Annotated in this window: 25 protein-coding genes; 17 read left to right on the top strand and 8 right to left on the bottom strand. The window is 42.9% G+C overall.

From position 1 onward, the window contains the following. Positions 1-261: 261 nt before the first annotated feature. A complete protein-coding gene (locus tag ACIQ0H_RS04545; protein WP_403412374.1) occupies positions 262-1641 on the bottom strand; it encodes a glycine--tRNA ligase in 1380 nt (459 codons plus the stop codon). A gap of 304 nt (positions 1642-1945) precedes the next feature. Here ACIQ0H_RS04545 and ccpN point away from each other — a divergent pair, with 304 nt between their 5' ends. The 10 genes from ccpN (at position 1946) to ACIQ0H_RS04595 (ending at position 11405) form a co-directional block, all read left to right on the top strand. Beyond that, positions 1946-2584 (top strand): transcriptional regulator CcpN, encoded by a 639-nt coding sequence (gene ccpN / locus ACIQ0H_RS04550; RefSeq protein WP_403411528.1) that lies wholly within the window; start codon positions 1946-1948, stop codon positions 2582-2584. Between the two features lie 10 nt (positions 2585-2594). Next, entirely contained in the window at positions 2595-3410 is an 816-nt protein-coding gene (locus ACIQ0H_RS04555) for a pyruvate, water dikinase regulatory protein (protein WP_403411529.1), read from the top strand. 279 nt (positions 3411-3689) lie between these two features. After that, on the top strand, positions 3690-5513 hold the full coding sequence (gene dnaG, locus ACIQ0H_RS04560) for a DNA primase (protein WP_403412377.1): 1824 nt from the start codon (positions 3690-3692) through the stop codon (positions 5511-5513). Positions 5514-5547: 34 nt separating this feature from the next. Next, a complete protein-coding gene (gene rpoD, locus ACIQ0H_RS04565; protein WP_403411532.1) occupies positions 5548-6672 on the top strand; it encodes an RNA polymerase sigma factor RpoD in 1125 nt (374 codons plus the stop codon). 60 nt (positions 6673-6732) lie between these two features. Then, the gene (locus ACIQ0H_RS04570) at positions 6733-7287 is read left to right on the top strand and encodes a hypothetical protein (protein WP_403411534.1); all 555 of its coding nucleotides are present in this window, start codon (positions 6733-6735) and stop codon (positions 7285-7287) included. Positions 7288-7492: 205 nt separating this feature from the next. After that, positions 7493-8632, top strand: coding sequence for an acyl-CoA dehydrogenase family protein (locus tag ACIQ0H_RS04575; protein ID WP_403412380.1), 1140 nt, complete (start codon positions 7493-7495; stop codon positions 8630-8632). Positions 8633-8882: 250 nt separating this feature from the next. After that, positions 8883-9233: a cytochrome c550 gene (gene cccA, locus ACIQ0H_RS04580; protein ID WP_403411537.1), complete on the top strand. Its 351-nt coding sequence runs from the start codon at positions 8883-8885 to the stop codon at positions 9231-9233. Positions 9234-9397: 164 nt separating this feature from the next. Beyond that, positions 9398-10096, top strand: coding sequence for a tRNA (adenine(22)-N(1))-methyltransferase (locus ACIQ0H_RS04585; RefSeq protein WP_403411540.1), 699 nt, complete (start codon positions 9398-9400; stop codon positions 10094-10096). After that, positions 10093-11211, top strand: a complete 1119-nt coding sequence (locus ACIQ0H_RS04590) for a Nif3-like dinuclear metal center hexameric protein (RefSeq protein ID WP_403411543.1) — start codon at positions 10093-10095, stop codon at positions 11209-11211. The genes ACIQ0H_RS04585 and ACIQ0H_RS04590 overlap by 4 nt, the downstream gene beginning before the upstream one ends. Positions 11212-11258: 47 nt before the next feature. Then, the gene (locus tag ACIQ0H_RS04595; RefSeq protein ID WP_403411546.1) at positions 11259-11405 is read left to right on the top strand and encodes a hypothetical protein; all 147 of its coding nucleotides are present in this window, start codon (positions 11259-11261) and stop codon (positions 11403-11405) included. Positions 11406-11491: 86 nt separating this feature from the next. On the opposite strand, the gene ACIQ0H_RS04600 is transcribed toward ACIQ0H_RS04595, so the two are convergent. Both ACIQ0H_RS04600 and vrrA read right to left on the bottom strand, forming a co-directional pair. Beyond that, on the bottom strand, positions 11492-12469 hold the full coding sequence (locus tag ACIQ0H_RS04600) for a 4-hydroxy-3-methylbut-2-enyl diphosphate reductase (protein ID WP_403411549.1): 978 nt from the start codon (positions 12467-12469) through the stop codon (positions 11492-11494). Positions 12470-12567: 98 nt separating this feature from the next. After that, positions 12568-13290 carry a VrrA/YqfQ family protein gene (gene vrrA / locus ACIQ0H_RS04605; protein ID WP_403411552.1) on the bottom strand — a complete coding sequence of 241 codons (723 nt, stop codon included), beginning with the start codon at positions 13288-13290 and terminating at the stop codon, positions 12568-12570. 113 nt (positions 13291-13403) lie between these two features. Between vrrA and ACIQ0H_RS04610 the strand changes: the two genes are divergently transcribed. Further along, the gene (locus tag ACIQ0H_RS04610; protein ID WP_403411555.1) at positions 13404-14699 is read left to right on the top strand and encodes a DEAD/DEAH box helicase; all 1296 of its coding nucleotides are present in this window, start codon (positions 13404-13406) and stop codon (positions 14697-14699) included. Beyond that, complete coding sequence (locus ACIQ0H_RS04615; RefSeq protein WP_403411558.1) at positions 14696-15604, top strand: deoxyribonuclease IV; 909 nt, start codon at positions 14696-14698, stop codon at positions 15602-15604. Before ACIQ0H_RS04610 ends, ACIQ0H_RS04615 begins: the two co-directional genes overlap by 4 nt. 42 nt (positions 15605-15646) lie before the next feature. On the opposite strand, the gene ACIQ0H_RS04620 is transcribed toward ACIQ0H_RS04615, so the two are convergent. Beyond that, positions 15647-15907: a hypothetical protein gene (locus ACIQ0H_RS04620; RefSeq protein ID WP_403411561.1), complete on the bottom strand. Its 261-nt coding sequence runs from the start codon at positions 15905-15907 to the stop codon at positions 15647-15649. 90 nt (positions 15908-15997) lie between these two features. On the opposite strand from ACIQ0H_RS04620, the gene ACIQ0H_RS04625 reads away from it, so the two are divergent. Genes ACIQ0H_RS04625 through ACIQ0H_RS04635 form a run of 3 tightly spaced genes read left to right on the top strand, consistent with a single transcriptional unit; the run spans position 15998 to position 18044 of the window. After that, positions 15998-16768: a metal ABC transporter ATP-binding protein gene (locus tag ACIQ0H_RS04625; RefSeq protein ID WP_403411564.1), complete on the top strand. Its 771-nt coding sequence runs from the start codon at positions 15998-16000 to the stop codon at positions 16766-16768. After that, positions 16765-17631, top strand: a complete 867-nt coding sequence (locus ACIQ0H_RS04630; RefSeq protein ID WP_403411567.1) for a metal ABC transporter permease — start codon at positions 16765-16767, stop codon at positions 17629-17631. The genes ACIQ0H_RS04625 and ACIQ0H_RS04630 overlap by 4 nt, the downstream gene beginning before the upstream one ends. After that, positions 17628-18044 carry a Fur family transcriptional regulator gene (locus ACIQ0H_RS04635; RefSeq protein WP_403411570.1) on the top strand — a complete coding sequence of 139 codons (417 nt, stop codon included), beginning with the start codon at positions 17628-17630 and terminating at the stop codon, positions 18042-18044. Before ACIQ0H_RS04630 ends, ACIQ0H_RS04635 begins: the two co-directional genes overlap by 4 nt. A 42-nt stretch (positions 18045-18086) precedes the next feature. Here ACIQ0H_RS04635 and ACIQ0H_RS04640 read toward each other — a convergent pair whose 3' ends face one another. From ACIQ0H_RS04640 to ACIQ0H_RS04655, 4 genes are all read right to left on the bottom strand, one after another. Next, entirely contained in the window at positions 18087-18674 is a 588-nt protein-coding gene (locus tag ACIQ0H_RS04640) for a 5' nucleotidase, NT5C type (protein ID WP_403411572.1), read from the bottom strand. Beyond that, positions 18671-19795: a flavodoxin-dependent (E)-4-hydroxy-3-methylbut-2-enyl-diphosphate synthase gene (ispG, locus tag ACIQ0H_RS04645; RefSeq protein ID WP_403411575.1), complete on the bottom strand. Its 1125-nt coding sequence runs from the start codon at positions 19793-19795 to the stop codon at positions 18671-18673. Before ispG ends, ACIQ0H_RS04640 begins: the two co-directional genes overlap by 4 nt. 82 nt (positions 19796-19877) lie before the next feature. Next, positions 19878-20225 carry a hypothetical protein gene (locus ACIQ0H_RS04650; protein WP_403411578.1) on the bottom strand — a complete coding sequence of 116 codons (348 nt, stop codon included), beginning with the start codon at positions 20223-20225 and terminating at the stop codon, positions 19878-19880. A 45-nt stretch (positions 20226-20270) separates the two neighbouring features. Continuing rightward, entirely contained in the window at positions 20271-20774 is a 504-nt protein-coding gene (locus ACIQ0H_RS04655; RefSeq protein ID WP_403411581.1) for a DUF1189 family protein, read from the bottom strand. A 201-nt stretch (positions 20775-20975) separates the two neighbouring features. Between ACIQ0H_RS04655 and ACIQ0H_RS04660 the strand changes: the two genes are divergently transcribed. Both ACIQ0H_RS04660 and ACIQ0H_RS04665 read left to right on the top strand, forming a co-directional pair. Continuing rightward, on the top strand, positions 20976-22607 hold the full coding sequence (locus tag ACIQ0H_RS04660) for a Na/Pi cotransporter family protein (RefSeq protein WP_403411584.1): 1632 nt from the start codon (positions 20976-20978) through the stop codon (positions 22605-22607). A gap of 15 nt (positions 22608-22622) precedes the next feature. Then, positions 22623-23105 (top strand): DUF456 domain-containing protein, encoded by a 483-nt coding sequence (locus ACIQ0H_RS04665; RefSeq protein ID WP_403411587.1) that lies wholly within the window; start codon positions 22623-22625, stop codon positions 23103-23105. Positions 23106-23165 lie beyond the last annotated feature (60 nt).

Consider the following 23165-nt stretch of genomic DNA (forward strand, 5'->3'; position numbering starts at 1 on the left):
GAGATATTCTCTTCCGGTTGACAACCAAAGAGGACCAAAGACATAAAAGCTAAAGATAAAGCCATAAAGATAACTTTTCTCAAAAAATATTACCTCCAAAGTTTTATTATTATCATTCTATTTAGACGAGTAAAAACCTCTTAAAGTTTCTATAGATAAATTTTAACGCAGAAAACCAAAGCATCAAAAACAACAAAATTTACGAAAATACCCTATACAAAAAAAGAACCCAGACATTTCAATGTCTGGGTTCTTTTTTACTTAAAACTCAAGATGCTTAGCAATATATTCTTTTACTTCTGCAATTGGCATACGAACTTGTTCCATGGAATCGCGGTGACGTACTGTTACTTGGCGATCTTCTTCAGATTCGAAGTCATATGTGATACAGAATGGTGTACCGATTTCGTCTTGACGACGGTAGCGTCTACCGATGGATTGAGAATCATCGTATTGAACATTGAAATGTTTCGCAAGATCTGCGAATACTGCATCCGCACCATCTGCTAATTTCTTCGACAGCGGAAGAATCGCAGCTTTGACAGGCGCAAGAGCAGGGTGGAAGCGAAGAACAGTACGTTTGTCATCGTTTTCCAACTCTTCCTCATCATAAGCATCGCATAGGAATGCTAGCGTAACGCGGTCTGCGCCAAGGGATGGCTCGATGCAATACGGTACGAATTTTTCATTCGTGATAGGGTCTTGGTAATGGAAATCTTCACCTGAATGCTCCATATGACGATTTAAGTCAAAGTCAGTACGATTCGCAATGCCCCATAGTTCACCCCAGCCAAATGGGAATTTGTATTCGATGTCGACAGTCCCTTTTGAGTAGTGTGAAAGTTCATCTTCATTGTGTTCGCGTAAACGCATATGATCTTCAGTCATTCCAAGATTTAATAAGAAGTTTTTTGAGTAATCACGCCAGAATTCATACCATTTCATATCCTCGCCAGGTTTGCAGAAGAATTCAAGTTCCATCTGTTCAAACTCGCGCGTACGGAACGTGAAGTTACCAGGTGTGATTTCGTTTCGGAAACTTTTACCGATTTGTGCAATACCAAAAGGCATTTTCTTTCTCATCGAACGTTGAACGTTTTTAAAGTTTACGAAAATCCCCTGTGCTGTTTCAGGGCGAAGGAAAATTTCGTTTGCGGATGAATCTGTCACGCCTTGTGTAGTTTTAAACATTAAGTTGAACTGACGGATTTCCGTATAGTCCATCGCTCCACAAGTTGGGCAGATAACATTATGTTCATTGACAAGATCTGCCATTTTATCGAAAGATAGGCCGTCAACGACCAATTCGATTCCTTTAGCTTCAAGTGCATCTTCAATTAATTTGTCCGCGCGATGGCGTGTTTTACATTTTTTACAGTCAATCATCGGGTCGTTAAAGTTACCAATGTGGCCTGAAGCTTCCCAGACCTTTGGATTCATAAGGATAGCTGCATCAAGACCAACGTTATACGGTGATTCCTGAACAAATTTCTGCCACCAAGCTTTTTTGACGTTATTTTTTAATTCGATACCGAGTGGACCGTAGTCCCATGTATTCGCCAAACCTCCGTAGATCTCAGAGCCAGGGAAGACAAACCCTCTTTGTTTTGCTAAATTAACAACTTGTTCCATTGACATAATAAATCCCTCCAATTAAAATAAGCACCCATCCCCGGACATAATGTCCGAGGACGAGTGCATGATGACCCGCGGTTCCACCTCGATTGGCTACCAAAGATAGCCCACTTTAGAGTGCAATGGCTCGAGGGTGCCGTTTCATGTCAGTACGGGCTTTCACTTTCCCCGTTCGCTTCTATTGACACTACTTATTGTCCTGTCTCCGCCTATTTAATACTTTTTTAGTGTAGCATGGTTCCGCTTTCTTCGCAATAGTGCACGTCTTCGTATATAATAATCGTGGATATAGAATTGAACGATTAGGGCGGTGACACATATGGAACTGAATAAGCGCCAAACGGAGATCCTTGCGATCGTCAAAGCGGATGGACCAATTACTGGCGAACAAATTGCAGAACGGCTTACGCTGGCAAGGGCAACGATCCGTCCAGATTTAGCAATTTTAACGATGGCAGGCTTTTTAGATGCCAGACCTCGTGTCGGCTATTTCTATTCAGGAAAGAAACCTGTCCAATCAGTTGCAGATAGTATGATAGGTATGAAAGTTCGTGATTTCCAGTCAATTCCGGTCGTCGTTGCGGAAAATATCTCGGTTTATGATGCGATTTGTCAGATGTTCCTGGAAGACGTTGGAACACTTTTTGTAGTGAGTCGTTCTTCACTTCTTACCGGAGTATTATCGAGAAAAGATTTATTGCGGACGAGCCTGGGCAACAAAGACTTGGATAAGATTCCAGTTCACGTAATTATGACTAGAATGCCAAATATTACGTATTGTACTAAGCAGGATACACTATTGCATGTGGCGAAGAAGATGATAGACAAACAAATTGATTCCTTACCTGTTGTCAATGACAAAGGGGAAGGTCTTGAAGTCGTGGGAAGGATTACGAAAACAAACATTACTGCAGCCTTCCTGTCACTTTCGGAGGACCATGAACTATGAGGAGGATATTATGAAGAAGTTAACATTATTCATCGTCTCTGACTCTGTCGGAGAAACTGCCGACTTAGTTGCAAAAGCTGCTGCCAGTCAATTTAGACAGGGGCTAGAAGCGGTTTCGATGAAAAGGTTTTCACATATCGAAGAAGAGTCACAACTACATGAAATTGCTTATTTAGCAAAAAGTCAAGAAGCCATTATTATCTATACACTTGTGAAAACGGGTATGCGCCGGAAAATTCAAGAACAATGCGAAAAATATGGTGTTCAATGCATTGATTTACTCGGCCCAGTTGTCGATAGAATTGGTGCGAACCTAGGTGAACTACCACTGGAAGAGCCGGGACTTGTTCGACAATTAGATGATGATTATTTTAGGAAAATTGAAGCGATTGAGTTCGCTGTTAAATACGATGATGGTAGAGATCCACGAGGGATTTTGAAAGCGGATATCGTTTTGGTGGGTGTTTCAAGAACATCGAAAACACCATTATCACAATACCTAGCACATAAACGCTATAAAGTGGCAAATGTACCGCTTGTTCCTGAAGTGGATCCGCCAGAAGAATTATTTATGATAGATCCCGATAAATGCTTCGGACTTGTCATTTCTGCGGAAAAACTGAACTTCATTCGAAAAGAAAGATTGATAGCACTTGGGTTGAAAGATGATGCAAATTATGCGAAAATCGAACGAATTGATAATGAAATTAACCATTTCAATCAAGTCATCTCAAAAATAGGTTGCAAAGTAATCAATGTAACGAACCGAGCTGTCGAAGAAACAGCAAATGTTATACTTAGTGAAATTACAAATCAAAATCGTTAAGGGATTGAAACCTAGACAAAGTGATAAGGAGGACCGCCCAATATTTTTGGGATGGTTCTTCTTTTACCGATGAAAATGTTTAGCTTGCCTATGCAGCCACAAACATTGTTCGAAATTTGGACGCAATTACGCCGAAGCGAAATAGATTTGAAGCAAAAGTCTTTGTAGTAGTGTAAAATGATAGTTTCGGAGTATAATCGAAAATAATTTGTCGAATACAAAGGGTTTTTGAAGAATTTATCGAAATCAGTAGTAGATAGAGTGGAAAATGGTGATACGATGACGAGAATACCAGAAGAGACAATTGAAGCCGTCCGCTCGAAGACCGACATTGTAGATTTGATCGGCGAATATGTACAGCTGACGAAAAGGGGGAAAAACTGGTTTGGGCTTTGTCCGTTTCACGGGGAAAGTACGCCTTCTTTTTCAGTTTCAGAGGACAAGCAGTTGTTTCATTGTTTCGGATGCGGTGCAAGTGGCAATGCCATTACCTTCATCATGGATATCGAAAACAGTCCGTTTACGGAGGCGGTTGTAAAACTTGCGGGCCGGACGGGTATTGAAATCGATGCTGTAATGAGTGATGATTCCGAGGCACAGCCCCGACATGAATTTAAGTCTATGATTGAAGCACATGCCCTTGCAGCAAATTTTTACAGTCATCTACTGTTAAACACTGTGGAAGGTGAAGAAGCACTACAATATCTTGAAAAGAGAGGATTTACGAGGGCCAGTATCGAAAAGTATGGTATCGGGTGGTCACTCAATGATTGGGAAGCGTTGACGAATCTTATGCTACGAAAAAATTACGATATGAAAGATATGGAACGTGCTGGACTGTGTATCATGAAAGATGATGGGACTGGCTATTTCGATCGATTCCGTGGACGTATTATGTTCCCATTACGTGACGATAATGGCAATGTTGTTGCGTTCTCCGGGCGGATCTTATCGGGCACTAAACAAGAGGCGAAATATCTTAATAGCCCTGAAACCCCGATATTTGAAAAAAGTCATATTTTATACAATTTTCACAATGCACGTCTTAATGTCCGTAAAACGGGTAAAGTAATACTGTTTGAAGGATTTATGGACACAATATCAGCAGATCGTGCCGGCGTAACGAATAGTGTCGCTGTTATGGGGACTGCACTGTCCGATAAACATCTTGTTAAACTTAAAAGAATTGCTAAAGAAATCATTATTTGCTGCGATGGTGATGATGCGGGATGGGAAGCGGCCAAACGCTTTGCAGAAATGGCCGCCAAAAAAGGAATGGACGTTCAAATTGCGCTGTTACCGGGGAAAATGGATCCCGACGATTATATTACGCAATTTGGTGGAGATGCTTTTCGAGAGAAAATCATTGATAACCCTCATTCGTTTATGTCATTCATCATGGCATATGCCAAACGTTCCAAGAACTTATCCTATGAAAACGATGTGTTGCAATATATACACGAGGTACTGGAAGAATTAGCTCCACGATCTTCACCAGTGGAACGGGATCTATATATTCGACAACTTTCAACTGAAACCGGCGTTTCTGTTGATGCGATTCAGCAACAGATGATAAAAATTGCCGGACATCAGGCAAAAGTAACACAAGTAAATCCGGTTGCTGAAGGGATGCATCGTCCCCAGAGTAATACGGTTCCGGTTCCAACTAGGAAGAAAACCGGTACTGAACGTGCCGAACGGTTGCTGCTCTGCCATTTATTAAATGACGGCGCGTTGTTTGACCGTTTACAGATAGACAAGCCAAACTTGTTCATCCGGGATGACTATATTGCGATTTTCGTTCGACTCGCTGGGTTTTACGAGCAATACCGGACTCCCGATTTCCATAGGTTTGCGGAGTCGGTTGAGGACAGGGAGCTGCGAAAAGTCATCTTAGAAGCAGCCATGGTCGAAAGAGACCCCGAACAAACGGAAGCAGAAATTAATGATTGTATTCTTCATTTGGAGAAATATCGGATCACTATGACGATCCAAACGAAATTGCACGAGTCTAAAGAAGCGGAAAAAATGAAAGATCATACCCGGGCGCTGGAGCTGGCCAGGGAAATCATACAGCTCCGGAAAACTTTGACGACATTGTAGTCGTATTCCGGTGTACTAAGGAGGAACGGGTAAGATGAATAAAAAAGAATTAACTGGTGATATGGAACATGAACTGACGATTGAGGAAGCGAAAGCGAACCTGCTGGAGGCCGGAAAGAAATCAGGTGAACTAACGCTTGATGAGGTAACGGAAAAATTAGCAGCATTCGAAATGGAACCGGAACAGTTCGAGGAATTCCTTGATTTAATCGAGACACAGGGCATTGAAATGGATCGTAAAGCCGATGAAGAGTCTGGTGAAGAAGGTGGCAAAGCGGGAGCGGAAGAAACGCAGTTCGATTTGAATGATCTTAGTGTTCCACCAGGCGTAAAAATCAATGACCCAGTTCGTATGTACTTGAAAGAGATTGGCCGTGTTGACTTGCTAACGGGTAAAGAGGAAGTCGAACTGGCGATTCGTATTCTAGATGGTGATGAGGAAGCGAAAAAACGATTGGCTGAAGCCAATCTTCGTCTTGTTGTCAGTATTGCAAAACGATATGTTGGACGCGGTATGCTATTCCTAGATTTAATCCAGGAAGGGAATATGGGTCTTATTAAAGCGGTTGAAAAGTTTGACCATACAAAGGGCTTTAAATTCAGTACGTACGCAACTTGGTGGATTCGCCAAGCGATTACGCGTGCTATTGCGGACCAGGCACGTACGATTCGTATTCCAGTTCATATGGTTGAAACCATCAATAAGCTGATTCGTGTACAACGTCAATTATTGCAGGATCTTGGACGTGAACCTTCTCCTGAAGAAATTGGAGAAGAAATGGATTTGACAGCAGAAAAAGTGCGTGAAATCTTGAAAATCGCACAGGAACCTGTGTCGTTGGAAACGCCAATTGGGGAAGAGGATGATTCTCATCTTGGCGATTTCATCGAAGATTCTGAGGCGCAGTCTCCGTCCGATCATGCAGCTTATGAATTGCTAAAAGAGCAGTTGGAAGACGTGCTTGATACATTAACAGACCGAGAAGAAAACGTTCTTCGTCTTCGATTCGGACTAGACGATGGTCGTACCAGAACACTTGAAGAAGTCGGGAAGGTATTTGGCGTAACGAGGGAGCGAATTCGTCAAATTGAGGCGAAAGCATTACGCAAGCTACGCCACCCGTCAAGAAGTAAAAGATTAAAGGATTTTCTAGAATGAAATCACTACACCGGCATAGGTATATGCCGGTATTTTTTCTGTTTAAGGGGGATAACTGGAATGAATCAGCAGCGAAAACGAATCATTATCTCTGAAATCAAATATTGGAAACAAAATAAGCTATTGCCTGCACATTATTGTGATTTTCTTATCACTCTTTATGAACAGGGGGAAGAGGAAAGCCAGCGGGGAGTAAATGTGTTTGATTCCATTTTGGTTGAAGAAAAAAAGAAATTGAATCGAACAGTTTTGTGGCTCGCTTTAGTAGTAATTGTCAGTAGTGGCGGCATGTTTGCCTTTACACAATATCCTGTGGTAACACTTACGCTAGCAGCCGTCATAACGGTTGTTTTTCTGTTATCGACTTTACATAAAAAAGCTAATCAGGCATTAGTTCCTTTTCTATACATAGCTGTTTCGTTCATGCTCCTGACCATGTCTTTAAAAATTTGGATGGTTTTTTTTGAAGGGCATACGATGTTCCTTCTGGGGTTACTTATGCTGAACTGTTCACTTTGGCTATTTACGGGGCGACTATTGCGATTACTGTATTTTACAATCTCTGGGGTCTCGGGACTTTTACTGATTATCGGGTTTTTACTACTCTCATTTTAACTGGATCTAGCAGAAGCCTACAAGCGAAAAAATGATGAAGAGGGATAGTTCAATCCCTCCTTTTTGCATATCTATATTGAAGAGGCACAAGAGCAATTCAAAAATTGGACGCTGTTACGCCGATACGTAATTGAATAGTTGTAAAAGTGGTAGAGAATTCGCTATAATTAGAGTGTAAGCGTTTACAACAAAGGGGATGAAGATGTTGAATTTCGATTTGACAGAAGAACAGCAGATGATTAAAAAAATGATTCGGGAATTTGCGGATGAAGTCGTTGCACCCGGTGCCATTGATCGCGATCGAACAAATGCATTTCCGATGGAAGTGTTTAAGCAGCTTTCCGACATGGGAATGATGGGCCTTCCGTTTTCGGAACAATATGGGGGTGGGGGGGCCGATACGGTAAGCTTCGCTATTGTTACAGAGGAGTTAAGCCGTGCATGTGCCTCAACAGGAATTACTTATTCAGCGCATATTTCGCTTGGGGGAGCACCGTTGAATTTATTTGGGACAGAGGAGCAGAAAAAGCAGTATCTAACGCCGATTTGTACGGGAGAATCGTTTGGTGCATTTGGTTTAACGGAAGCGAATGCTGGGTCAGATGCAGGGGGAACGCAAACGACGGCGAAAGAAGATGGCGATGATTTCGTCATCAATGGCTCGAAGGCATTTATCACAAATGCAAGCTATGCCAAACATCTAGCCATTACTGCTATCACTGGAAATAACAACGGGGAAAAAGAAATTAGTGCCATTATTGTACCGACGGATGCAGCAGGTTTCACTGTTATCGACAATTATGAAAAAATGGGACTACATGCCTCTAATACAACAGAACTTGTGTTAGACAATGTTCGTGTACCAAAAGAAAACCTTCTAGGTACACGTGGCAACGGTTTCCGGCAGTTTCTAGTGACATTGGATGGCGGACGTATCGGGATTGGTGCAATGGCTGTGGGAATTGCGCAGGCAGCATTCGACCGAGCGCTCAGTTATTCCAAAGAACGCAAGCAATTCGGGAAAACATTGTCTGCATTCCAAATTACACAATTTAAATTGGCTGATATGGCCCTGAAAATTGAGTTAGCCCGTAATATGGTTTATAAAGCAGCCTGGTTGAAAGACCAAGGTCGTCCGTTTTCAAAAGAAGCCTCAATGTGTAAGCTCTATGCATCTGAAGTCGCCATGGAGATTGCATCAGAGGCGATCCAGATTCACGGTGGCTATGGATATATGAAAGAATATGAAGTCGAACGCTACTTGCGTGATGCGAAATTACTTGAAATTGGGGAAGGTACGTCCGAAGTCCAGCGCATGGTAATTGCCCGACTAATTGGTTGCTAATTTGTTTTGGTGAAAGTCCTCATATCTTATGAGTGGCTGGATGAATGTCAGTCTATTTTCTATCCAATTGTGATTCAAATACCTGCTGAATGAACATACTCTTTCTGGGGATTGTCGAATATTTGTCGAAATTGTTACAACGAATGAAAAGATAATCAATAACTCTTTCAGTTTTCAATTGAATACAGTACAATGATAATTGTGCACTGTATCCAATACAGAATAAATTCTAATGAAGGAGGGTAATTCAATGGGTAAAAATCCAGTAATACCTTATTTTCTAATCTTTGCGCTCGGACTTGGTCTTATTTTCTTCATGTCCCTCTATGGACTTGATCAACAAAAAGAAATCGCGGGTGAAGATGAAGGAACTGAAGAAGTAGCAGAATTCGATCCTGCAGTTGCAGTCGGAAAATGTATCGGCTGTCACGGTGGTGACCTTGAAGGTGGTTCCGTTGGACCTAAATTGGTTGGTACTAGTCTTTCTAAAGATGAAATTAAAGATGTAATCAAGAATGGTAAAGGTTCAATGCCACCAGGAATCATTAAAGATGATGCTGAATTAGATGCAATGGCAGACTATATTCTATCACTTAAATAATTCGTAATGTGTAAAGAGCTGTCAGTCAGCAGAAGAACTCTGTCGACTGATGGCTTTTTCTATTGTACAAAGTCGTTCAACATCTTATACAATAACAGTAAGAAAAGATATGGACGTTCTTTTAGACGTCCGTTGTTTGGAAAATTACGAAAGGCGGGGATGAATTGAATACTGTACGTTTATCAACTAGATTGGCAACGGTCGCTTCTTTTGTCGAAACAGGGGCTGTTGTGGCGGATATAGGGAGTGATCATGCCTATTTGCCGTGTTTCCTTATACATAATGGAACGGTGCAGAAGGCGATAGCAGGCGAAGTTGTGAAGGGGCCGTATGACTCGGCTGTTAGAAATGTTCGACGTGAGGGATTATCATCTGCGGTGACCGTACGATTGGCTAATGGTTTATTTGCAATTGAAGAAAGTGATGCAGTCGATACAGTAACAATCGCTGGGATGGGTGGGCCACTAATAGCTAACATTTTGGAAAGTGGTAAAGACAGACTTCAAGGCGTGAAGCGCATCATTGCGCAACCCAATATCTACGCAAAAGCGATTCGTGAATGGGCTGTGGCAAATGATTGGACCATTCGTGACGAGGCTATTTTGAAGGAAGATGGTAAAATCTACGAAATCATCGTATTGGAACGGGGAGCAGCAATATACAATGAATTGGAACTACTTGTAGGCCCCATTTTGCTCCAGAACAAATCGGCTGTATTCCTTGAGAAGTGGGAGAGGGAATTGACGGAATGGCGACGTGTTCTAGGTTCTCTTGAACAGGCGGAACAAACGGATGCTATCAAAGAACGGAAACAAGAATTGCTCACGCACATCGACTTTGTTGGAAAGGTGCTGGCAATATGAAAAAAGTGAATGGGCATGAAATCATTAGCCTTTTTGAAAACTGGTCACCGAAACGCTTTGCGATGGACGGTGATCCGGTAGGGCTTCATATTGGGCAGCTGAATCGTTCGGTGGAAAAAGTGCTTGTTACATTGGATGTCAATGAAGAAGTGATTGATGAAGCTATTCAGCAAGGAGCAAATCTTATCATTGCACATCATCCACCAATTTTCAGACCACTTAAAAGTCTATTGACGGATACACCACAAGGCAGAATGATTGAAAAATGCGTGAAACACGATATCGCCGTTTACGCAGCACATACCAATTTGGATGTTGCCCCGGGGGGCGTCAACGATATGTTGGCTGCAAAACTGGGACTACAGAGCACAGCGGTCTTAGAACCAACCTTTTCCGAGCCACTTTATAAATTAGTCGTCTTCAGTCCTGTCTCGCATGTGGATAACATCAGACAAGCGCTTTCACAAGCGGGAGCTGGTGCAATTGGAGATTACGTGGGATGTAGTTTTAGCTCATCGGGGACGGGCCGCTTTACGCCTGTAGAAGGTGCTGACCCATACATTGGGGAGATTGGTAAAAGTGAAGAAGTACAAGAAGAGAAAATTGAAGTCGTCTTGCCTGGTAACATACGCAGTAAAGTGTTGAAGGCTATGCTCACGGCACATCCATATGAAGAGCCGGCTTACGATTTCTTCATCCTAGATCAACGGACCAATGAATACGGTCTTGGCCGAATTGGTAAGCTGAACGAAAAAACGACACTTGCTCAATTTGCAGAACATGTAAAAAATGTATTTGGCGTGCCTGCCCTGCGCTATGTGGGGAGCCCAGACAAGGCAATTCGAAAGGTCGCAGTGCTTGGAGGCGACGGTAATAAATATATCGGTGCGGCTAAAAGGGCCGGTGCTGATGTTCTAGTCACAGGGGATTTATATTACCATGTTGCGCATGATGCCGAGGCAATGGGGCTTGCAGTCATTGATCCGGGGCATAATATTGAAAAAGTGATGATTGAGGGCGTCGCAGATTATATGCGTAAAGCTTGCGAAGAAGCGCGATACAATGTGCAGTTCATCCAATCAACAATCATTACAGAACCATTTCACTTTATTTGACACAACAAAATCCATCACCTCATTCATTTTTTAGGAGACACCGTTGATTGAAGCGGAGGGCGGCGACTCCTGCGGGGACAGCGCGAGCTGAAGACCCTGGACTGAGCGCAGCGAGGGAAGCGGCTGAAGCCGTGCCCGCGGAAAGCGTCCGGCCGCAGCGAAAATCAACTTTTCTAGTAGTACTACTATTGTAAAAGAAAAAAGACTGTAGGCAAACACCATAATTTCTGGAGTTTGTCTACAGTCTGGACCGACCTCTGCTAATGGAGGTCGGTTTATTTTATGTTGTTGCGTATGGCTCAATGCGTTCAACGGGAGTAGGATTTTTGATTTTCGGTAGGATTTTTTCCAATTGGAATTTCCGCTCTGGATGATGCGTCGTCGGATCCTCCGAATCGAATTTCTCCAAGAAAGCAATTACTTCCCTGACAATCAATGTAGGTGTTGAAGCGCCAGCCGTAACGGATACGGTCTCAACGCCTGTTAGCCAGCTGACATCCAGCTCCGAAACATCTGAAATCCGATACGAGGGCGTATCAGCAATTTCAACAGAAACTTGCGTCAACCTGTTCGAGTTATTACTTTTCGGATCTCCTACAACAATTAGCAAATCTGACTGACCTGCTTGTTCTGCAACGGCTTCCTGTCTTACTTGTGTCGCAAGACAAATTTCTTTATGGACTTCAATATGCGGATATTTTACTTGCAGTGCGTCCATAATATGAACGACATCCCATTGACTCATTGTCGTTTGGTTCGTGACAAGCAGTTTGTCATTTGTAACGTTGAGATTGTTAACATCTTCGATTGTTTCGATTAGATGAACAGCATGTGGCGCGACACCGATTGCACCTTCTGGCTCAGGATGAAATTTTTTACCGATGTAAATAATATCATAGCCTTCTGCAGTTTTCTCCCCAATTAAATCATGGGTTACGGTTACGTCGGGACATGTTGCATCAATTGATACAAGTCCTTTTCTCTTAGCTAGTTCACGGACTTCGGGTGACACACCGTGCGCTGTGAAAATAACTGTACCCGATTCAACCTTTTCGAGAATTTCCAAACGGTTTTCGCCGTCTAGCGTGATGATGCCGTCTTCTTCGAACGCATCTGTCACATGTTTGTTATGGACGATCATTCCCAATATATAAATGGGTCTCGGCAAAGTTTTGTCGAGTGCCGCATTTCTTGCGATAATCATTGCATCGACAACCCCGTAACAGTACCCTCTAGGGGAAATCTTCAATACTTTCATGCACTTTCACTCCTCTAAATAGGATCTATCATCCATTATAGCGGAGTCGGCTAGTTGATTCAATTACGCCGCGGCGAACTTTAATCGCCTTACCCTTTTTATGGTTGGAAGATGCGTGGGATGGATGAGCCGAGTGGGGCGCTTGCTGCTGCAGCTGTATTAGCAGCCGAACCTGCACTAGCTACGGCTGCACCGGCCCCTGGGAGTCCTTGAAAGCCTTTGTATAATCTCCACATGGCGGGTAAATTTTGAACCATTGGTGCAAATTGTTGAACCATCGGTGCAAATTGGTTGGCGGTATTTAGAAATTGGTTGGCGGTTTGCATATAGGATTCCATCTTTGTAGGGCCTTGCTGTTGACCTTGCTGTTGCCCTTGATTGGCCGCGGAACCACCTAAAGGATTATTCATTGGACTCCCCATCTGGTTCCCCATTGGATTACCCATTGGATTACCCATTGGATTACTCATTGGATTGCCCATTTGGTTCCCCATTGGATTACTCATCGGATTGCCCATGTGGTTCCCCATTGGATTACTCATCGGGTTGCCCATGTGGTTCCCCATTGGATTACTCATCGGACTGCCCATCTGGCTCCCCATTGGATTACCCATTTGGTTTCCCATTGGATTACTCATCGGATTGCCCATTTGGTTCCCCATTGGATTACTCATCGGATCGCCCATCTGGTTCCCCATTGGAGTCCCCATTAAGCCACCGTTTTGGATGTACTGATTTGGCATCTGCATGTGGCCCGTTTGTCCCATGGGAGGTGGAGTGGGTCCTTGTTGCACGAACGGATAAAAGGATTCATACCTCATAATTTTCTCCTTTCAATAAATCAGAATGAACTTTCACATTGTATACTATGCGAAAATCACATACGGCGGAACAAAATCGTGTTATAATGGGAGTATGATTAGGAGGAACACCAATGTCTAAATTTACTGATTACCAATTCAAACCGTTTATTCGGGAAGCTATCGGGAGGCTCGGCTTTGAAAATCCGACACCGATTCAAAAAGAAATGATTCCGCTCATCCTGAAAGGGACGAACGCAATCGGACAAGCACATACTGGAACGGGGAAATCTCACAGTTTCCTTATACCTGTATTAGAACGGACAGATGCAACTGTCGATGAATTACAGGCAGTGATATCGGCTCCGACAAGAGAACTGGCATCGCAGCTTTTCGATGAGCTTGCGAAGATGACAGCAGGAACCGATGTACGTAGCTCGCTACTGATTGGTGGAACGGACAAGCAACGTTCGATTGGTAAGTTAAAATCGAACCCACATATTGTCGTTGGAACACCAGGACGTATTAGCGATATGGCCGAAAATGGAGCACTTGCCATCCATACGGCGAAAATTTTAGTCATCGACGAAGCGGATCTTGCATTTGACATGGGCTTTATCGAAGATATTGATAAGTTTGCATCGAAAATGCCACCGAACCTTGAAATGTATGTATTTTCTGCTACGATTCCTGAGAAATTAAAGCCGTTTTTGAACAAATACATGGAAACTCCAGTTCATGTGAAAATCGGCGAACGCAAGCCGTTAACGGAGGGAATGCGTTATTCCCTTGTTCCTGTTCGCAGTATGAACAGAAGAAAAAAATTATTGCATGTCATTGAATCCATCAACCCGTATTTGGCGATTATCTTCACGAATACACGTCAAAATGCAGACGGACTAGCTGCTTACCTTGCTGAAAATGGCATTAAAGCAGGGAAAATCCACGGTGACTTAACACCACGTGAACGGACGCGCATGATGAAACAAATCCGTGATTTAGAGTACCAATATATCGTGGCGACAGACCTTGCGGCACGCGGTATTGATATTCCTGGAGTTAGCCACGTCATTAACTTTGAACTACCGGATGAGCTGGAGTTTTTCATCCACCGTGTGGGACGTACGGCACGCGCAGGTTTAGAAGGAACTGCGATTACATTATACGAGCCGTCTGAAGATGATAAAATCGTCAAAATTGAGAAGCTCGGCATTCCGTTTATTCACGAAGATGTGAAAAATGGTGAGTGGATTGAAGTAAAAGAACGTCATGCTAGACGTAACCGTGTCAAAGAAGAAGATGACATTGACCGCAAGGCGACTTCTTTCGTCCGGAAACCTGCGAAAGTCAAGCCTGGCTATAAAAAGAAAATGGCACAGGAAGTTGAACGCTTTAAAAAGCGTGAAAGGAGATTGACACGTAAAAAATGACAAACGATAAACCTTTATTGCTTGGTTCTCACGTCTCGATGAGTGGCAGTAAAATGCTACTAGGCTCAAGTGAAGAAGCTGCAAGCTATGGCGCTAGCACGTTTATGATTTACACGGGGGCACCACAGAATACACGCAGGAAGCCTATTGAAGAACTAAATATTGCGGCGGGTCAACTGCATATGGTGGACAATGGCTTATCAAATATCGTTGTCCATGCTCCTTATATCATTAATATCGCTAACACGTTAAAGCCAGAAACTTTTGAGCTGGGTGTCAGTTTCCTGCAGAAGGAAATTGAACGGACAGCGGCACTCGGTATCGACCAGATCGTCCTGCATCCTGGGGCGCACGTAGGAGCGGGTGTTGATTTGGGCATTGCTAAAATTATTGAAGGGTTAAATGAAGTACTTTCCCAAGACTATCCAGTTCGTATTGCGCTGGAAACTATGGCTGGTAAAGGAACGGAATGTGGCCGAAACTTTGATGAGATTGCGGCGATTATTGATGGCGTGACGCATAATGAACGATTATCCGTTTGTTTTGATACATGTCACGTTCATGATGCAGGCTATGATATCATCGGTGATTTTGAAGGTGTGTTAAATGAGTTCGATAAAATTGTTGGACTCGACAGAATCTCTGTCATTCACGTCAATGATAGTAAGAATGAGCGCGGCGCGAAGAAAGACCGTCATGAGAACATCGGATTTGGTCATATTGGCTTTGAACCGCTTTCTTATATCGTTCATCATCCGACATTCGCAGCAATTCCAAAAATTTTGGAGACTCCTTTTGTTGGTGAAGATCCTAAAAAGAAATCGGCGCCTTATAAACTCGAAATTGAGATGTTGAAGGCGAAATCATTTGAGCCGGCAAAAATGGAACAATTGAAAGCTGAATAACAAAACCCGTCTGCAATTGGCATACAATGCAGACGGGTTTTATCATTTTGTAGTGTCTATATATTTTTGAAAAAGTATTTCTGTTTTCCGGTTACCAATCGCTTTTCTGATTTTGTTGATGAACGATTCAGGGACACCCGTAAAAAGCCAATGGAATGAAACATCGTCTAATAGAGGTCGAAGGGCTCTAATTTCCGTGATAGAAAGTTCGACTCCGTACTGCCTCGCAAGAACTTTTACATCCTCATCACTTCTCAACTTTACTTCATTCAATAGTTGCGCATAATCCACTATAAACACCATCTTTCTTAAAAGGTTGTTTCCCTTCGCCTAATAGTTTATACTTTGACGAGTGAATCGGAATGGTTACTGTTAAGGAGAAAGGATCGCAAAATGAAAAATACAATTATTCAATTGGACGATGTGAGTTTCAGTTATGAACAGTCCATCGCCCTTGAACATATTTCCCTCCAAGTGGAGGAAGGTGAATTTTGGGCACTAATAGGACCAAATGGTTCCGGTAAATCAACGCTTATCAATATTATTTTGGGGCTACTCAAACCAACGAGTGGCTCAGTGAAATTATTTGGCGAGGATATGGAGTCATTTAACCATCGGGAGCGGATTGGTTATGTGTCGCAGAAATCGAATTCATTTAACTCTGGCTTTCCGGCGACTGTCCTTGAGGTAGTACGTAGCGGCTTGACGCGAAAAGTAGGATTATTTAAAAGTTTTTCGAAAAAAAATGAACAACAGGCGTTAGAAGCGCTCCGCATTGTCGGGATGGAGGAATTTGCAAGACAGAATATCGGTCAATTATCCGGTGGTCAACAGCAACGCGTCTTTATCGCACGGGCACTTGCAGGGAAACCGGATCTGCTCATTATGGATGAGCCGACCGTAGGAATCGACCAACAAAACGTAGCATCGTTCTATTCTATGCTCAATAACTTGAATCGTGAGCATGGTATTGCCATTGTACTTGTAACACATGAAATTGATCTTGTGACCGATTTGGCGACGCATGTGGCCTGTCTAAACAGAACGATTCATTTTCATGGCGTGCAATCTGCGTATAAAAATATGGAAGATCAAGATATATCTAGGTGGTATGGGCATCCAGTGCGACGCGTTCACCAGCAACCGACGGAGGTGGGACGATGATCAGCGCTATTTTATCGTATGAATTTCTGCAAAATGCATTTCTTTCGGGATTGATCATAGGCATTATTGCGCCTTTACTGGGCTTGTTTATCGTCGTTAGACGTCTTGCACTTATCGCAGATGCGCTTAGCCATGTTGCGCTTGCAGGCATTGCAGGAAGTCTTTACTTAAGTCAGCAAGTGCTCTTTTTTGCCGCGTTGAATCCAGTTTACCTCGGAATTGCTTCCGCGGTTGGTGGTTCACTCCTAATTGAAAAATTAAGGGGCGCCTACAAACATTATGAGGAACTTGCCATACCGGTGATTTTATCGGCAGGTATTGGGCTTGGCGCGATTTTCATTTCATTATCGAAAGGTTTCGCTTCTGACTTGATTGGCTATTTGTTTGGTTCCGTGTCCGCGGTGAGCAGACAAGACCTAGTTATTGTCGTCATTATTGCCATCATTGTCATCGTATTTATCCGGTTTTTGTATAAAGAACTGTTTGCTTTGTCATTTGATCAGGACTATGCCAAAGTATCAGGCGTCAATGGTCGCTTTATCCAAATGGTGTTTATGATTATTACGGCGCTTGTCATAGGGGCATCGATGCGCATCGTCGGTATATTACTAGTGTCTTCGCTAATGACTATTCCGGTCGCGGCGGCAATGCAACTTGCGAAGAGTTTCAAAGGAGCGATGATCTATTCCATCGCTTTTGGTGAGACTTCCGTCATCGTGGGTCTTGTGACAGCTTATTATCTTGATATTGCTCCTGGTGGAACAATCGTGATTACGTCTATCCTTATTTTACTGATCGTTCTTATGTGGAATAAATTACGGGCTGGGCATCGTGCTCGTGTTGTGAAGGAGGGAATGGTATGACACTCGACGAAGCATGGCGTATTTTGCAAGACAATCAATTTAAGCGGACGAAAAATCGGGAAACCATTCTTCATTTTTTCTCGCAAAATGATCGCTATATGACTGCGGCGGAAGTAAGAAGTTTTATGGGACAAGACAACCCGGGGATTAGTTTCGATACGATATATAGGAACCTTACGACCTTTGCGGAACTCGGTATTCTTGAGGAAACAGATTTGACAGGCGAACGTCATTTCCGTATGCAATGTGAGCCTGGTGTCCATCATCATCATTTCATCTGTACGACCTGTGGGAAGACGCGCAACATCCCGCATTGTCCGATGGAAATGATTTCAGTCAATTTACCGGATTACGAAGTGGAAGGGCATAAATTTGAGATTTACGGAAAATGTCCTTTATGTGTAGCGAATTAAAAATGGTGTGGCACTCTAAAATTAGAGTACCACACCATTTTTTTATTTCGATATCGCTTGTTCAATCGGAAATAATTTCTTAATCCAATCGTTCGCTTCTTGCCAGTCATTAACGCGTATGACACCTTCGGGAATAGGCTCCCGGTTATACGGCGTATCAAACAGAAGGACAGGGATATTAAGCTCCTCGTGAATTTCCACGGCATTGTCATGCTTATCTTCAAAAAATGCATGAACGCCAAGCTTTTTCGCTGTTTCAATCTTATGATGACTACCGACAAGCTCAATATGGTCGTATGGAATTTCTTCACGCTTGAACCAATCCATTGTAGCATCATAGACTTGCGGACCACGGGCAGAAATATAATATAGTTCGAACTGTGAATGCCAGTTGTCCAATACCTTCTTGGCATAGGCTTGCGCAGGAGAAGTACTATATATATGTGCCTCCGCCCCCGTATACCACTGCCAAAATATATCCTTATCCACCTGGAATGCTTCGGTCAAGTCATAGGCTGTAATGTCATCGAGAACAAGATTGCAACCGAACTGTTTATTGATATGTGGCAGTAGGGAAGTCGGGCATGTCACCGTACCATCGATGTCGATGCCGAAACGGAGATTTCTCATTCCGTTTTTCCCGCTTGTAGTAGTAGTTCTTCTTGGCGTTTCTTTTCAAAATACTCTTCCGCAAGTTTATCGATTTCAATTTTCAGTTCATCGACCATCGTTGCCTCAGGTACTTTACGAACGATTTTCCCTTTCATAAAGAGCAAACCTTCACCACGTGCCCCGGCGATGCCGATATCTGCTTCACGTGCTTCACCTGGTCCGTTGACCGCACAACCGAGAACTGCGACTTTCAGAGGTGCCTTGATATGCGAAATATACTCTTCGACTTCATTAGCGATTGAAATGAGGTCGATTTCAATGCGTCCACATGTTGGGCATGAAATGAGCGTTGCTGCATTGGATGAAAGACCAAATACTTTCAACAACTCACGTGCCACTTTAACTTCCTGTACAGGATCTGCGCTCAACGATACGCGCATGGTATTACCAATTCCGGCTGACAGCAATGTCCCAAGACCAGCTGAGCTTTTAATGGATCCCGCAAATAGTGTACCAGATTCGGTAATCCCTAAATGTAATGGATAATCGAAAGCAGCCGCGGCTTTCTTATAAGCTTCGACAGCCAAATTGACATCGGACGCTTTTAAAGACACGATGATGTCATGGAAATCGAGGTCTTCTAATATTTTAATATGGTGAAGGGCACTTTCGACCATGCCGTCCGCAGTTGGGTAGCCATACTTCTCAAGAATTTTCTTTTCTAGTGATCCAGCGTTGACACCAATACGAATGGGAATACCTTTTGCTTTTGCAGCATTGACAACAGCTTCAACTTTCGATTGCCTTCCGATATTTCCTGGGTTAATGCGGATTTTGTCCGCCCCTTGTTCGATGGCAATTAGTGCTAACTTGTAATCGAAGTGAATGTCGACGACAAGCGGTATATTAATTTGTTTTTTGATAGCCCCAATTGAATAGGCGGCACGTTCATCTGGACATGCAACGCGGACGATTTGACATCCGGCCTCTTCTAAACGCAAGATTTCCGCGACTGTCGCTTCCACGTCATGCGTCTTTGTTGTGGTCATACTTTGGATGAAAAGCTCGTCACTGCCGCCGATAGTCAAGTTTCCAACGCGGACCTGACGTGTGTTTGCTCTGTTTATCATTGGTTTCATTTATTTCTCTCCTTAGTTGGTCTAGACCTTATAACTATATCTATTTTAGCAATCAACACAGCAAAAAGACAAGGGACAGCCCTTATCTTGTAGATTCTGTACAATCGTCAGATGGGATACGCGAAAGCGGGAGTACAATATTCTCCCCACCGATGATTTGTTGGTTTTGAAGATGTGGGTTTAGGGAATAAAAAGAATTCAATCTATCTATAAAGTTAGTTTCTGGATCAGGATACAGCGCAAAGAGTGTTTCAATTGTATCACCATCAACAGTCGTGACGGGAATAGATGTTGGTGCAGGCTGTTCTTCACAATGCACAGGCTCATCATCATTCATAAAGGAAGCGAGCGAAATGGTCCCTTCAACAAGGTCCATTCGGATGAAGTGAAAGGCTACGAATAATAGTGCGGCAAGTAGTAGTATTCTCATAAAAATTCCCCCCTCCGTCACTATATGCACGGGAAGGGGAATTATTCATTTCACTAGTTTTGGATAATACTTGGCCGCAGCTGCAATATAGCCGACATGAATGAGTGACGTGACAAACATACTATAGTTACTCGTTGCTGGAAAGAAATCAAGTATAATCGTCACCAGAATTGGAACAGTGACTGCGATAGCCGCAGTATTCCACATAAATCGGTACTCACCACGTCTTTTTGTCAATCGTAAGAGCAAGACGCCGACATAACCAAAAATGCTAATACGAAGGAAGATATAAGTGGTACTGATAACCAGCTGCAGGATGAAGGCAATCGGGTAGATTAACCAGCCGACCAATTTTGCGTGCTCCAACAGTTCTGGTGAGGCCTCAAACAGCACAGCGTCGCCAGTCACATAGCGGATGAAAGATATTGCGGTAAATAGTGTTACAAACAGGAATACGTAGCGGAAAACTTTGCCGATCTTCAATAAACGGAATGCGGCTAACTTTTTCGGTTCATAAATAGCTGCTTTAAAAATTTGATGAAACTTCATATGTATATCCTCCTCCGTCTAGTAACAGTCTACCATTATCTTTGGAAATAGTGCTTAACAACAAATTCGACAGAATGATGACATTTTGTGAATCAATTGTTAAGGGAATGTAAAGATTGACTCATTTCTATTTACAATCCGTAGGTCTTATCAACATAATAAGATGCTATACATATGAGGATGATGGAGGTTGACTGCAGAATGGAAGTAAACTGGCAGGAAATGCTGTTCCAGTTTTTGGGCGGACTTGGGATATTCTTGTTCGCAATAAAGTACATGGGTGATGGTCTTCAAAAAGCAGCGGGCGATAGGCTACGCGCAATTCTAGATCGTTTCACCACAAACCCTTTCATGGGAGTGCTTGTTGGAATTATCGTGACAGTTCTCATTCAATCGAGTTCTGGAACGACTGTGATTACGGTTGGACTTGTCAGCGCAGGATTTATGACACTGCGACAGGCGATTGGTGTAATTATGGGGGCCAATATTGGGACTACCGTAACTGCATTCATCATTGGACTCGATGTCGGTGCATACGCACTGCCGATCATGGCAGTTGGTGCATTCCTTATTTTCTTCATCAAGAAAAGTCAAGTGAAAAATGTAGGGGAAGTCATTTTTGGTTTCGGTGGATTATTCCTTGGACTTGAATTGATGAGTGGGGGAATGAAACCACTTCGGGAGCTGGATACATTTACTAATTTGATGGTTTCAATGAGTGATCAGCCGATACTTGGTGTAGTTGTTGGAACGGTCTTTACGCTAATTGTACAAAGTTCTAGTGCGACGATTGGAATTTTACAGGGACTTTATGCTGAAAATCTTGTCGATTTAAATGGAGCTTTACCGATTTTGTTCGGTGACAACATCGGAACGACGATTACAGCGGTACTTGCTTCAATAGGTGCATCCATTGCAGCTAAACGGGCAGCGGCAGCGCATGTTCTTTTCAATGTAATTGGGACAATTGTCTTTATGTTGCTCCTTGTGCCGTTTACCGCCTATGTGGAATGGTTAACAGGAGTCTTAGCGCTTGAAAATAAAATGCAAATTGCCTTTGCGCACGGTTCATTCAACATTGCAAACACTATCATTCAATTCCCGTTAATTGGTGCATGGGCATGGTTGGTGACAAAAGTGATTCCAGGTGAAGATGTGACAATTGAATATAAGCCGAAACATTTGGATAGGCATTTCATTGATCAATCTCCTGCAGTTGCAATCGGGCAGGCAAAAGAAGAAATTGTCCGAATGGGTGAATTTGGTGTACATGGTTTGCAGGAATCCTTTGAATACCTGAAGACTGGGAATAAGAAACATGCCGAAACAGCTGGACAGATTGAGGACGCTATCAATAATTTAGATCGGAAAATTACGGATTATTTGATTGAAATTTCTTCTGTCAGTATTTCACCGGTTGAATCTGCTCGTCATGTCATGCTCATGGATTCAGTGCGTGATATTGAACGAATTGGAGATCATTTTGAAAATATTATCGAACTTATCGACTACAGAGATGTGAATCGCGTCAAGTTGACAAGTGATGCGATGGCTGAGTTGTCGGAAATGTTTACGTTGACCATTGAAACTGTGCAAAAAGCTGTTGATTCGCTTAATATGAATGATATGGAATTAGCGAGGGCTGTTGCAGAACAAGAAGATTTAATAGATAAAATGGAACGGAAATTTAGAAAATCACATATTCTACGTCTTAATGAAGGTCGCTGTACAGCGCAATCGGGTATGGTGTTTGTCGATATCGTCTCAAACTTGGAACGTATTGGTGACCATGCGGTGAATATCGCAGAAGCGATTCTAGGAAATAGGGGATAATTTAGGGGGGAACCAATGGAAATCATAGGCTGGATTGTTGCAATCGTCATGTTTATCATTGCTTTTGCCGGACTAGTGTATCCAATCATTCCGTCTGCTCTCTTCTTAGTAGGCGGATACCTCCTGTTTGGATGGATCCATACATTTGATGGGATGAACGCATACTTCTGGATTATCCAAGTGCTGTTCGTAATCTTGTTGTTCGGTGCGGACACATTGTCAAACCTGGTAGGTGTGAAGAAGTTTGGTGGTTCAAAAGCAGGGATGTGGGGAAGCACAATCGGTCTTCTATTGGGGCCATTCGTCATTCCGGTCGCTGGTATTTTGATAGGTCCCTTTTTGGGGGCTGTAATTGCAGAACTGATTGTCTCACGTTCAGATGTTAAACAGGCGTTTAAGACAGGTGTCGGCTCGCTCGTTGGATTTTTTACGTCAATTGTGACAAAAGGATTTGTCATGGTAGTTATGATTGCTGTCTTTTTCATCTTTGTTCGATGAAAGTGCTAAAATAGTACATTTTATTTGAACGCTATTTGCAATTTTGATAATGTTGAAGGC

Origin of the sequence: Sporosarcina sp. NPDC096371, assembly GCF_044762865.1 — a bacterium.
Classification (GTDB): Bacteria; Bacillota; Bacilli; order Bacillales_A; family Planococcaceae; genus Sporosarcina.